Genomic DNA, 12,242 nt, shown 5'->3' with positions numbered 1-12,242 from the left:
CGGAGTGCTGTCAGGTCCGGCAAGCCTGCTGGCCGAGGGATTTCAGGCCGACCACGGCGGTTCGTACACCGCCTGGCCAACCGGCATTCTGACGGATGCCGGACCGTTTTGACGCTGACCTTAAGGACCTCGTCGATGCCTCCATCGCGTACTCTCTGGGCGACGCAGCGTTATATCGGGGGTGCGGGGTGCCGGACAGCGGGAAAGATCTCGGCGTTGATCGTTATCGGCTCTGGCAGGCGGGCTCGAAGGACTGGCCGATGGTCGCGTCGCACTACACCAAGGCCGGGCACAGCCTCGACGAAGCACTGCACGGGCTGGCCCAGGCGTTCCTGCGGTCGCCTCGGCTCGGCGGCCCGTACGGTCCGGCCTACGAACCGTGGCGGGCGTTGCGGGACGAGATGCGCAAGATCCTGACGCAGACCGCCTCGAATCTCGAACTGACCGGGGATGCGCTCTGCATCGCCGCCGAGAACTACGAGCGCAGCGACACGGCCGCCGAAGCGGAGTTCAACCGGCTCCGGAACGGCGGGTAGCGACAGCTCGCACCTGAACTTCGACAAGGGACGATCGAGCCACCACGGGGAGGCTAACGGTGAGCTTCGACCAGTTGATGCAACACGCCCGCGACATTCAGCAGAAGGCAATCATGCTGGCCAAGGCCGACGCCGACGCGCTGTCCATCGGCAGTTTCACCGGGCTCGACCGAGACAAGCACCCGCTACAGCGGGCGAAGGTTCACCAGCGGATCGAGGAGAGCTTCGCGGACGTACCGTCCATTTTCGAGCCCTTCGCCGAGATGCCCGATCCGGGCGCGTTCGGCGGCCTCATCGACCCTTTGAAACAGGCGTTGCAGAGTCTGGCGCTCGACTCGGAGAGGGATCCGATAAGCAACGTGGTGTATCCCGGCGACGCGGTCATGGGGAGGATCTCGGCCTCGGGGAGCTTCATCGGGGAGTGGACCGGCAAGGCGGCGAGGGAGTTCAAGGCCAATTTCGTCGATCCGTTCCCGGTGATGGCCAAGAGTCAGTTCGTGATGATCGCGGTACTCAGATCCGCCCTGGAGGCCGAGCGAGAGATCTGGACGAACGCCCGCAATGACATCGACAACGCAGCCCACCAGGCGCTGGAAGCGTTGGACCGTATCAACGAGTGTGGCAAGAACGAGTGGAACCTCGCCTTCACCGTCGCCGCCTCCGTCGCGGCGATCGGCGCGTTGCCCATGGCCGGCAGCGCCTTGACAGCGGTGACCGCGGTCGGCGCGGCATCTCAGGTCGCCGCGGCGGGCACCTCCAAGATGAAGGATTCCGAGAAGCTCCAGTTTAGCGGGGAGAGCCCGGAGGCAGTCATCCAGGAACTCCGGGTGGCCGCGGACAAGCTGGCCACGTTGATCGACGAGCAGGAAACAATCATCGCGCGGGCGATGATCAGCAACCAGCAACTCGTCTCGGCCCGAATGGACGACATGGTCGCCAACCGTCCGGCCTTGACCGGAATGACGCAGAGCAACGTCGCGTCGCCCGAATACATGGGCTACAGCACCTGATCAGGAGGTCCGATTCCATGGGTGTCTTCGCTGATCGGATGGACAGCATGCGGGTTCGAGCCGTGTTTCCGGGTGGTCACCTCGCGGGTGAACTGCGGGGGCGCAGCGACGTCGTCGTCTCGTTCACGCCCGGCAGCTACGCCCGGTTCGACGAGCGGGAGATCGAGCGGCAACTGGCCAGCGTGGCCAAGCTGCTCTGGACCGCGCGGATGAAGGAGTACTACCGCGCGGTCAGCGAGTCGGTAGGGCAGGAGGTGACCCAGGAGCCACCGGCCGTGGGCCGGCAGGACCAGGAGTACTACGCCGCCCGCGACGACCTCGTCGCCGAGGGATGGTCGACGGATGGTCGGGTGCGGATCGTCACTCAGGGCATGCTGCGATGGTCGGTCACGGTCGCGGACGGCACCCTTCGGACATTGACCGAACAGGAGTTCGCCGACCGAGTTGGAGAGGCCGCCGCGCGGCTGATCGCCGATCAGATGGCGAAGATCCGGGTGCTGAAGGATCGCTGCTACGGCCGGGAACTCCACCGATACGTTGTCGAGGCATTGGTGGTTGACCGGTGACCGGACCCGTTGACAGCCGGCCGAGTCGATCTCGCAGACGCTGGCCGCTCGTGCTGGCCGGCGTGATCGCCGTCGCCATCGCGGCCTCGATCGCGGGCGCCGCGCTGACCCGGGCGGCGCGGTCACCGGCTCCGGCATCCTCCTGTCTACGGCCTAATGCGCCGTCGACCGCAGACTCGAAACCGGCAGCCCAGGCACCCGACAGCGGTGGCATCCAGGTCGCTGAGCAAGGCTTCACCCAGATCAAGGAATCGAAGCCCTTATTCTCCGACAGGTGGGTGAGCATCGGTGCAGTGCTGGCGAACACCAGCGCCCACGTCGCCTATCGCACTCATGTCGTGGTGCGGATGCTGGACAAGGAGGGTAGATCTGCACTCGCCGAGACCGCGGCTCCGGTCGCCAACCTGGACATCCCGCTGATCATGCCAGGGCAACACATCGGCCTCGGGAGCAGACTGCCGGTGCATGAAGACGACCGTGGCAGGTTGGCCAAGGTGGCCCGAGTCGAAGTGACCCTTGGCAGCACGCACTGGCTACCGAGCACGGGCGACCAGGGACTGGCCCAAGTCGCTGCTCATCACGTGCGTACTGAACGCGACTCGGAATATCCGACAGATTCGATGACGTACTACTCGATCGAGTCCACGTACTGTGAAAAGTTGTTTCCGCGCGGCGTCTCGGTCGTCTTCAGAGACGCTACCGGCAGGGTCGTAGGTGGCAGCTTCGACGGCGCCAGCAGCCTTCGATGCGATCCAGGCGCCAACAAGGGCCAGGTCTCCACCGCGGATGTTTTGCCACCGAATTTCGACGGCCCCAAGACCACCGTCTCGGTCTATTGCGACCTCCAGCCAAGGGACCGGACGATCTATATCCAGCCGACAGGCCAAACCGTCCCACTCCCGAGCAGCGAACCGTTCAACTGATTCGCTCGATCGTGCGGGAGGTTCTGCCGGTGGTTGGCACCATCCTGCCGGTGACGCGGCACCGCCCGACCGGACACGCTCCGCTATCGTTATCGATGAGGTTCGTGACGTCGTGAACGGGGAGACGGTTTCATGGCAGAGGTGACCGACGGCCTGGAGATCCGGGTCGAGACGGCCGACCTGCGGGACGTCGCGGGCCGGTTACGGGGTGACCGGGCGGCCACTCTGTATCCGCGCTCCGCCCAGGTCAACGCCGACTTCGCCGGTGATCCCCCGTTCGGCGGCAACTCGGCCAGCGGATACGTCTTCGTCGCAAAGACCGTCTACGCGCAGGCGTTGCGGCGGGCGCAGGCGACGGTGGCGGCGTACACCGCCGAGGTGGACCGGATCGCGGGCGCGACCGAGGCCGCCGCCGGCAACTACGACCAGGTCGACTCGAATGCGGCGCTGCGGGTGTCCAGCCGCGCCCCGGAAGTCGCGATTCCCGCGCCACGACAGGACGACTCCGGCAGGGCGTCCGGCCCGGGAGCTTCTGGCGCCACGGTAGAAAGGCCGGCTGGAGCCGCCCCGGCTTCGGTTGCTGGCTCGGAAAGTTTCGAGCGGCCGGCGACGTGGTGCGTGAATTGGGACGCCTACGACATCAACGCGTTGTGGGCGATGGTCCAGGGTGACGACATCGCGGCCGGGCGCAGGCAGGTGCAGACCTGGGCAGCGGTGGAGTCGGCGCTGACCGATCAGCTCGCCCGGCTGAAGAGTTATCGGCAGACAATCGAGGCCGCCTGGCCACCGGAACGCAGCCCAGCCGCGAAACAGTTTATGGAGCGCCTGGACGACTTAACCGCCAACATGTTGGAGACCGCGGCCGCAGCGGGGCGCACCAAGCACGCCGCGAACGGCATCATGGATGCCCTGGAGACCGCGCGTACTCAGTTGGAGCCACTGGTGGTTGAGTACAGGGCATCGGCAAACGATCTCATTCCGCGTCAGCTCGACGGCTCCGAGGACGACATCAATGTCAAGGGCCGCAAGATCATGGCCGAGGCCGAGTCGGCCGTCGGCCACCACAGCGCCGGAATTACCCCACCGCCGTACTTCGGGGCAGGTCCTGGTGACTACTCGGGCGGTGGCGATCAAGGGTTCGGCCATGGCGAGCAGCCAAAGCCGAACGCAAACGCTGGCCAATCCTGGTCGGGACGCTCCATGGTGTCGCACAATCCACCTGCGCCGCTTCCCGGTGTGAATCCGATGATGCCCGATGGACAGCATTGGACGCCCGGCGGCGCCGGAACCTCCGGGCCGATCCTCAGCGGGATCGGCAACGGCACGGTTCCGTCCTCGGGCCTGCCCGGTGGCGGGACTGGTTCAGGTCCGGTCACTCCGGGCGCTGGTGGTAGTGCGTCGCTCGGTGGTGGTCTGCTGGGTGTGCTGCCCGGCGCGGGTGCTGGCCGGAATGGAGTGCCAGGTGGCTACGCTCGTGGAGTGCCGTCCAGGGGTGCAGGTGTCCCCGGAGTCGGCGAGGGCACGCCCGGCCGCGGATCCGGCACGGGCACGGGACGCCCGGGTGCGGGCCGGATAGGAGCACCGGTCAACGGAGTGATCGGCGGTCAGCCGACAGGAGGAATGGGAGCCAGCGGACGCGGACGACGTGGGCGCGACGGCTCCGACCGGCTAGGCGATCCAGACGTAGTCTGGGAGGTGGCGGAGGGTGTGGTCCCGGTGATCGAGGCGGGACCGGAGCCCCGGCACGACCTCGGACCTGGTGTCATCGGGATCGACCGGTGACCCAAAAATTTCCCACCCGTTCGGCCGGGCGGACGCTGATCGCTGCATTAACTGCCCTGACCGCCGTGACCATCGCCGCCCCACCCGCACTGGCCGACGCGACCCGCGATGCCCAGTGGCATCTAAAGTTTCTGAAGGTCGCCGAGGCTCACCGAATTACACAGGGAGCCGGCGTCACCGTCGCGGTCATCGACACCGGAGTGGACGCCACCCACCCCGACCTGATCGGGTCGGTGCTTCCTGGTAAGGACTTCTCGATCCGCAAGGCCGACGTGCCGGACGGGCGCACCGACACCGCCGGGCACGGCACGGCCATGGCCGGGCTGATCGCCGCCCACGGACACGGCAACGGCGCTGGTGCGCTCGGCATCGCGCCAGCAGCCAAGATCCTCCCCGTTCGCTATCACTCCACCATAGAGGGCATGTCTCAGGACACACCGGCAGCCATTCGCTGGGCGGTGGCCCAGGGCGCCAAGGTGATCAGCATGTCCTTCGGGGGCGAGAATGAAATCGAACTGCAGGAGGCGATACTCGCAGCGCGGCGGGCCGACGTGGTACTCGTCGCCGCGACCGGCAACCGTCCAAGGGATCGACAAGTGGGCTACCCAGCAGCGTATGACGGAGTGCTCGCCGTCGGCGGGGTCGACCGGAACGGCAACCACGCCGACATATCTGTCACCGGTCCGCAGACCGCCATCTCGGCACCGGCAGTCGACACCCTTTCCACCGACACTCGCGCCAACGGTGGCAGTGGCTACAGCACCGAAACGGGCACCAGCGGTGCCACCGCGATTGTCGCCGGGGCCGCCGCGCTTGTACGTGCCAAATACCCCACCCTGAGCGCGCCCGAGGTCATCCACCGGCTCACCGCCACCGCCACCGACAAGGGCGCACCCGGCCGCGACCCCGAGTACGGCTACGGCGTACTCAATCTCGTCGCGGCCCTGACCGCCGACGTGCCGCCGATACCCGCGGTCAGCAAGCAACCCGTGCCGGACCCCGACGCCACCTTCACCCGGCCCGGCCCGGCCCCCAACGCCCAACCCGACGGCGGCAGCCGGCAGTGGCCGATCGGCGGTCTGGTCGCACTCGGCGCCGGCTGCCTGCTCTTCGTCGCCGCGGTCGTCGGCGGCGGCATCTGGCTCATCCGCCGCAATCGGCGCACCTGACGACCCGGCTCACCGGGCACCGTCAGGGCGCGAGTCGGATCGGCCACCTCCATCAGCGTCCGCCAGCCAGGTGCGCAGGGCCCACCACCAGCGCAGCGTCACCGACACCGGCCAGCGCCCACCCGGTTCGGCCACCGTCGGCGGCAACCCCACCAACTCCTGCAGCCGCCGGATCCGGTACCGCACAGTGTTCGGATGCAGGTGCAACGCCGCCGCCGTCTGATCCAACCGCTGCCCGCAGTCCAAGTAGGACAGCGCCGTGACAGCAAGCTGACGGTGGAACTCGTCAGCAGGGTCGAGGTCCGCCAGCAGGGTCGTACTCAGAAGATTGGCCAGCGCCGGTTGGGCCGCCAGCGCGGTCTCCCCCGCCAGGTCGACCAGGTCGCGCTCGCCCCGGAGGCCGGTGGCCGCGGCGACCCGCAGCGCGGCGACGCAGAGCGGGTGCAGCGTGGGCAGCCGGTCCAGCGGCCGGGCCGGCGCCGTGATCGCGAGCGTGCCGGGTTCGAGCGCGCCGGCCGGCAGCCGGCCGGGAGCCAGCCCGGTCAAGCGGTCGTCGACCGTGCCGAACAGGGCGCCGCAGCGGGTCAGGCTCCGTTCGGCGGTACGGATCCGAGCCGGGTCGGTCACGTCGGTGACCACGCAGTGGTAGCGGCCGTCCGGGCGCAGTCCGAACCGGAGCAGGTCCTCCCGGTCGGCGGAGCCGTCGGCGAGCAGCCGGCGCAGCACCCGGTTGCGGGCGTCCTGCTCGGTACGGCTCAACTCCCGTTCGGCCGCGTGGTAGCCGTCGACCAGGGCCCGTTCCAGGGCTCCCGCGTACCGGTCGAGGTCGAGCAGGCCCTCCAGCAGTGCGGTGTCCGGGATGCCGGCGGCCCGGCCGCGGCGCAGCGCGGCCTCCACCACGACCCGCCGGCCGGCCTGTACGCCCTGCAGCAGCGCGGTCACCGAGATGCCCTGTGCGGCGCGGGCGGCGCCCAGCCGGCGGGCCTCGGCGAAGTCGCGTTCGCTCGGGTCGGCGAGCAGCTCGAAGGAGGACAGTCCGGCGGTGAGCAACGCGGCGACGTGCCGGCGGTTCTCCGCCCGGGGCAGGCGGGCGATCTCGGGTGACCCGTCCCGGGCCGCCTGCACCATCTCGTCGACGATCCGCGGGTCGGCCGCCATGTCGCGCAGCAGCTCCCCGAGGGAGACGGTCCGTTCCGGCAGCACCATGGGTCCGCTCCTCGGCGGCGGCTGTAGCCGGCACACAACGAGCCGCCCGGGTCTTGGCCCTCGGCGCCTACCGATGGGCCGTGTCCGACTGCTTCCCTTTTGTTACCGCAAAGTAACACCGTGCCGCCGCGAGCGGAATGCCGGCACGGCACCCATCGGTCAGGAGCGGTCCATGACAGCAGTCAGTCTCCCATCCCCGCGCGCCCGTGGTCGCCGTCGCTGGTACGGCGCGACCGCCGCCGCCCTCGCCCTCGTGGTCACCGCCGGGCCGGTCCCGGCCGGTGCGGCCGGACCGAACGGTACGACCGGTACGGCCGGCGCGGTCAACAGCACCGCCCTGCGGGAGGTGATGTTCGTCGGCAACAACTGGGACGGCACCGTCGACGTCATCGGGTCCCGGCGCGGCTACGCCAAGCTCGGCCGGATCAACGTTGTCCCGGACAAGGCCCAGCGGCTCACCGAGATCTACCTGAACCCGATCCGGCTCGCCTTCTTCCTCGGCATCCGCAGCGGCGTCGGCGAGGGGCACGACCAGTTGGTCGACGACATGTACACCACGCCGGACGGCACGGCCCTGGTCGCGTCCCGGCCGAGCTTCGCCGACGTGGTCTCGATCGACCTGGCCACCGGCCGGCTCCGCTGGCGGTTCCCGGTCTCCGGGTACCGCTCCGACCACATGGCGGTCTCCCCCGACGGCACCCGGGTCGCGGTGTCGGCGTCGCTGAGCAACAAGGTGCACGTGCTCGACATCCGCACCGGCCGGGAACTCGGTTCGTTCGCCACCGGCGACAAGCCGCACGAGAACATCTTCACCGCCGACGGCCGGATCTGGAACATGTCCATCGGTGACGTGAACACCGCGCTGGACGGCCCCGAGTGGGACTGGACCAAGGGCGACCGGAAGATCACCGTGGCGGACGCGAACACCTTCGCCGTGGTGAAGACCATCGACATGCGGCCCCGGCTCGACGCCGCCGGCCGCAGCGATCTCTCCGACGCGGTACGGCCGGCGGTGTTCACCCCGGACGGGAGCAAGCTCTACTTCCAGGTGTCCTTCTTCAACGGCTTCGCCGAGTACGACGTGGCCGGCGACGCCATCACCCGGATCGCCACCCTGCCGAAGAACCCGAACACCAGTGAGGACCGGACGACCTGGGTGAACGACTCCCGGCACCACGGCCTGTCGATGAGCCCGACCGGGTCGAAGATCTGCGTGGCCGGCACCATGGACGACTACGCCACCGTCGTGGACCGGGCCACGCTGGCCAACGGGCCGCTGGTCCCGGCGAGCAAGCCGTACTGGGCGACGGTGAGCGGCGACGGGCGGGACTGCGTGATCTCCGAGTCGGGCGCCGACCAGGTCACCGCGATCGACTTCGCCACCGGTCAGAAGGTGGCCAGCATCCCGGTCGGTAACCATCCGCAGCGGGTGCGGATCGGGCACGTACCGGATGGTTGGACCCCGCCCGCCGGCTGACCCCCCCCCGGTGCCGGTGCTCCCCACTGGTTCCTGTGGGGAGCACCGACACGGCCGGCCAGTCGCTGATCCGTACGTCGTCTGGTGCCATCGCCGCCCCACGTTCGGGGGCCCGGTCGGCGCGGGCCGGGGCGGATAAGCTGCCGCCCATGTCGCTGAAGATCCGGACCGCGTTGCCCGAGGATTCATCGGCGGTGGCGCCGCTGCTGGCGGAGCTGGGCTATCCGCAGCAGGTGGACACGCTGCCGGAGCGCATCGCACAACTGGCCGACACCCCCACCGACGCCGTGCTGGTCGCCGAGCTCGACGGTCGGGTCGTCGGGGTGGCATGCCTGCACGTCACGGTCTTCTTCCACCTGCCCGGTGCCGGCCGGGCCCGGCTCACCGCACTGGTCGTCGAGTCGGCGTACCGCGGCGCGGGCATCGGTGCCCGGCTGCTCCGCGCGGCCGAGACGGCGGCGGGGGTGCGTGGCTGCAGCGCCCTGGAGCTGACCAGCGCGGCCCACCGGGAGGCGGCACACCGCTTCTACCGCACCGCCGGATACGAAGACCTACCGCACCGCTTCATCAAGCACCTGAACACCGGATGACACCCGTGGCGGCCAGCCGCCGGTTGAGGTAACGCTGCTCGGGCAGGCTCGCGGTCAACCCGGCGGCCCGCCGGTAGTTCTCGGCCGCGCCCGCCCGGTCGCCGCCCAGCTCCAGCAGGTGCGCGCGCACCGCGTACAGCCGGTGGTGCCGCCGCAGCGCCGGGTCGGCCAGCAACGGGTCGAGCAGGGCCAACCCCGCCGCCGGGCCGTACGCCATGGCCACGGCGACCGCCTGGTTGAGCGTGACGAACGGCGTGGGCGCGACCCGACTCAGCATGTCGTAGAGGATGCTGATCTGCCGCCAGTCCGTGGCCGGGTAGGTCGGCGCCTCCGCGTGGACGGCAGCGATCGCCGCCTGGAGCTGGTACCGGCCCACGTGCCCGCGCGGCAGGGCCTGGTCGAGCAGCGCGACGCCCTCGTCGATCAGCTCGCGGCGCCACCGCGACCGGTCCTGCTCGGCCAACGGTACGAGATCACCGCCGGCGTCGGTCCGCGCGGGCGAGCGGGCGTGGGTGAGCAGCATCAGCGCCAGCGCGCCGGTCACCTCGTCGTGGTCGGGCAGCGCGACGTGCACCTGCCGGGTGAGCCGGATCGCCTCCTCGGCCAGTTCGACGTCGACCAGCGACTCGCCGGCGGTCCGCGTGTAGCCCTCGGTGAACACCAGATGACACACGTCGAGCACGGCGGCGACCCGGTCCGGCAGTTCCGCCGCCGACGGCATCGCGAACCGGGCACCGGCTTGCCGCAGCGCGGTCCGCGCCCGGCTGAGCCGCTGCGTCATCGTCCGGGCCGGCACCAGGTACGCGGCCGCGATCTGCTCCACCCCCAGGCCGGCGACGACGCGCAGGGTCAGCGCCACCTGTGACGGGCGGCTCAGGGCCGGATGGCAGCAGAGCAGGAACAGCCGGAGCGTGTCGTCGGTAGCCGGTCCGGCGATGTCGTCGGGGGCCGGTGCGACGTGGGCGTCGTCGGGGCGGCGCGTCGCGTCGAGCGCCTCGCGCCGGGTGCGGGCCGAGTCGGCGCGTACCCGGTCGATCAGGCGTCGGGACGCGACCCGGATGAGCCAGGCCCGCGGATCGTCGGGAACACCCGCGGTGGGCCATCGGCCGGCGGCGGTCTCCGCCGCGTCCTGCAGCGCGTCCTCGCAGTCGCCGAGGTCGCCGTACCGGCGCAGCAGCGCGCCGAGGACGTGCGGCGCCTCGCGGCGCCACACGTCCGTCAGGATCGACCCATCCCTACTGATCGGGACCGCCCGACCACATCACCGGGCGCAGCTCCACCGTCTCCCCGGGGCCGGCGAACCGCGCGGCGACCTGCTCCGCGCGGGCCCGGTCCTCGACGTCGACGAGGAAGAAGCCGGCGAGGTGTTCCTTCGCCTCGGAGTACGGCCCGTCGCTGGCCAGCGGCGCGCCGTCGCGCCACCGGTAGAGCCGGGCGGCCGCCGGGTCACCGAGCGCCTCGCCGCCGATCAGTTCGCCGTTGGCCTGCAACTCGGTCATCACCTGCTCGAAGTCGGCGTTCAGCCGGTGGCGTACGTCCTCCGGCAGCTCCTGGTGGGCGGCCAGGTAGTCGGCCGTCGGGTGCCCCCACGGCTGCGGGTTGGAATGGATCATGATCACGTATTTCACGGCTGTCCTCCGGGTGGTGCGCCGGTCCGTCCGTCGCTCCACAGGAACGTCGGAGCCGGATCGCCCATGTCTACATCCGGAGGCTCGGCCGGCGCACCACCACTCCCGGACGGAGTCGGCGGCCCGTGCCGCCGACCCGAGGGGCGGCCGTCGTCCGGGCCCCGCCCGTGCCGGCCGGCACGGTCAGGTGGTGACCGTGAGGTGGACGAGCCACGGAACCTGCGGTGACGGACACGGCGTGGGCTGGTGCAGGCATGCGCCGTCCGTCTTGGTGGTGACGTCCGCGCGTCCCAGCGCCGCCGCCTGGTAGCGGGCCACGAGCGGCTGGTCGGTCGGGTAGCCGCCGGTGACGTCGCGCTGCACGAGGACTCCGTCGGGGGCGACCTTCGGCGGCTGGTAGTCCCTTGGCAGGCTCACCACGAGCGTGTCACCGACCCGCAGCGCGACGTCCCGCTGGTTGTCGGCCCGGGTGACCGTGACGGTCCGCCCGGTGCCGGTCGGCGACACGTCGACAACCCTGACGTGCACCGTCCACAGGAGGGTGGGGAGTGCGCACGGCGGTACGGTGTGCCGGCAGGCGTAGTCCGTGTGGCTGGTCAGGTCGACGGTGCCGGTGGTGACCGCGCGGTACGTCGCGGCGAGCGGCTGTCCGGTCGGGTAGCCGCCGCTGGTCGCGACGTTCACCAGGGCCGGCCCGCTGACCGCGGGCGGGACGAAGTCGGCTCCCAGTGCCACGCCGAGTCGCTGCCCGACGAGCAGGGTGACCGTGCGCTGGTTGTCGGCCTGGGTGACGGTGACGTCGGCTCCGCCGGGCGGCGTCGTGGCGGGTGACCCGGAACCGGTCGGCGCGGTGGCGTCACTGACGCAGGTCGGCGCGGGCACGGGCGCCGTACCGGAGAGCTGCACCCCGAAGCTGGTCGCCGCGCCCGGGGCCAGCGCCCCGTTGTGCGCGGCGTTGGTCGCGGTCGCGGTGGGACCGGTCGCGCTGACGGTGGCGTTCCAGGCCGACACGACCTGCTGACCGTCGCCGAGCGGCCAGGTCACGTTCCACCGGGTGGCGGACGCCGTCGAGGTGTTGGCGACCGTGATGGTGACGATCTGGCCGCCGGTCGCCCCGGCACCCCATTGCGAGTCGATGTGCGCGGTGGCGTCGCAGGCGCCGGCCAGGGTGGCCCCGGCGGGCGCGCCGCCCGCGACCGCCGGCGTCACGGCGGCCAGCAGGCCGGTGCCCGCCACGATCCCGCAGACCGTCAGGAGGGAACGTCTGGAAACCGTCATGACACCCCGTCCTCTCCGTCCGGGACGAACCTTCCCGGCGTGCCTCGACCTCGGCCGGCAAGCGGGCCGCCGGCCTA

General features: G+C 70.4%; 12 protein-coding genes. 8 read left to right on the top strand and 4 right to left on the bottom strand.

Going from position 1 to position 12,242, the window contains the following annotated elements; all coding sequences use genetic code 11:
* The first annotated feature begins 260 nt into the window (after window positions 1–260).
* From ACFOX0_RS16900 to mycP, 6 genes are all read left to right on the top strand, one after another.
* Window positions 261–536, top strand: coding sequence for a hypothetical protein (locus ACFOX0_RS16900; protein ID WP_377546700.1), 276 nt, complete (start codon window positions 261–263; stop codon window positions 534–536).
* Between the two features lie 59 nt (window positions 537–595).
* Entirely contained in the window at window positions 596–1,546 is a 951-nt protein-coding gene (locus ACFOX0_RS16895; RefSeq protein ID WP_377546697.1) for a hypothetical protein, read from the top strand.
* Between the two features lie 47 nt (window positions 1,547–1,593).
* Window positions 1,594–2,112 carry a hypothetical protein gene (locus ACFOX0_RS16890; protein ID WP_377546695.1) on the top strand — a complete coding sequence of 173 codons (519 nt, stop codon included), beginning with the start codon at window positions 1,594–1,596 and terminating at the stop codon, window positions 2,110–2,112.
* A gap of 50 nt (window positions 2,113–2,162) precedes the next feature.
* Window positions 2,163–3,035: a hypothetical protein gene (locus tag ACFOX0_RS16885; protein ID WP_377546693.1), complete on the top strand. Its 873-nt coding sequence runs from the start codon at window positions 2,163–2,165 to the stop codon at window positions 3,033–3,035.
* A gap of 132 nt (window positions 3,036–3,167) precedes the next feature.
* A complete protein-coding gene (locus tag ACFOX0_RS16880) occupies window positions 3,168–4,817 on the top strand; it encodes a hypothetical protein (RefSeq protein WP_377546690.1) in 1,650 nt (549 codons plus the stop codon).
* Window positions 4,814–5,986 carry a type VII secretion-associated serine protease mycosin gene (mycP, locus tag ACFOX0_RS16875; protein ID WP_377546688.1) on the top strand — a complete coding sequence of 391 codons (1,173 nt, stop codon included), beginning with the start codon at window positions 4,814–4,816 and terminating at the stop codon, window positions 5,984–5,986. Before ACFOX0_RS16880 ends, mycP begins: the two co-directional genes overlap by 4 nt.
* Before the next feature lie 9 nt (window positions 5,987–5,995).
* On the opposite strand, the gene ACFOX0_RS16870 is transcribed toward mycP, so the two are convergent.
* On the bottom strand, window positions 5,996–7,192 hold the full coding sequence (locus ACFOX0_RS16870) for a PucR family transcriptional regulator (protein ID WP_377546685.1): 1,197 nt from the start codon (window positions 7,190–7,192) through the stop codon (window positions 5,996–5,998).
* A gap of 172 nt (window positions 7,193–7,364) precedes the next feature.
* Here ACFOX0_RS16870 and ACFOX0_RS16865 point away from each other — a divergent pair, with 172 nt between their 5' ends.
* Window positions 7,365–8,669 (top strand): YncE family protein, encoded by a 1,305-nt coding sequence (locus tag ACFOX0_RS16865; protein ID WP_377546683.1) that lies wholly within the window; start codon window positions 7,365–7,367, stop codon window positions 8,667–8,669.
* A 149-nt stretch (window positions 8,670–8,818) separates the two neighbouring features.
* Window positions 8,819–9,259: a GNAT family N-acetyltransferase gene (locus tag ACFOX0_RS16860; RefSeq protein WP_377546680.1), complete on the top strand. Its 441-nt coding sequence runs from the start codon at window positions 8,819–8,821 to the stop codon at window positions 9,257–9,259.
* Here ACFOX0_RS16860 and ACFOX0_RS16855 read toward each other — a convergent pair.
* The 3 genes from ACFOX0_RS16855 to ACFOX0_RS16845 all read right to left on the bottom strand — a co-directional run bounded on the left by ACFOX0_RS16855 (window position 9,237) and on the right by ACFOX0_RS16845 (window position 12,165).
* Entirely contained in the window at window positions 9,237–10,472 is a 1,236-nt protein-coding gene (locus ACFOX0_RS16855; protein WP_377546677.1) for an RNA polymerase sigma factor, read from the bottom strand. The two genes, ACFOX0_RS16860 and ACFOX0_RS16855, sit on opposite strands and share 23 nt — an antisense overlap.
* A gap of 22 nt (window positions 10,473–10,494) precedes the next feature.
* Window positions 10,495–10,887 carry a YciI family protein gene (locus ACFOX0_RS16850; protein WP_377546675.1) on the bottom strand — a complete coding sequence of 131 codons (393 nt, stop codon included), beginning with the start codon at window positions 10,885–10,887 and terminating at the stop codon, window positions 10,495–10,497.
* A gap of 183 nt (window positions 10,888–11,070) precedes the next feature.
* Complete coding sequence (locus tag ACFOX0_RS16845) at window positions 11,071–12,165, bottom strand: cellulose binding domain-containing protein (RefSeq protein WP_377546672.1); 1,095 nt, start codon at window positions 12,163–12,165, stop codon at window positions 11,071–11,073.
* Window positions 12,166–12,242: the final 77 nt, after the last annotated feature.

The organism is Micromonospora zhanjiangensis (assembly GCF_042650605.1).
Lineage (GTDB): Bacteria > Actinomycetota > Actinomycetes > Mycobacteriales > Micromonosporaceae > Micromonospora_J > Micromonospora_J zhanjiangensis.
The sequence above is the reverse complement of the archived record's forward strand: the minus strand, read 5'-3'. Positions and strand labels throughout refer to the sequence as shown.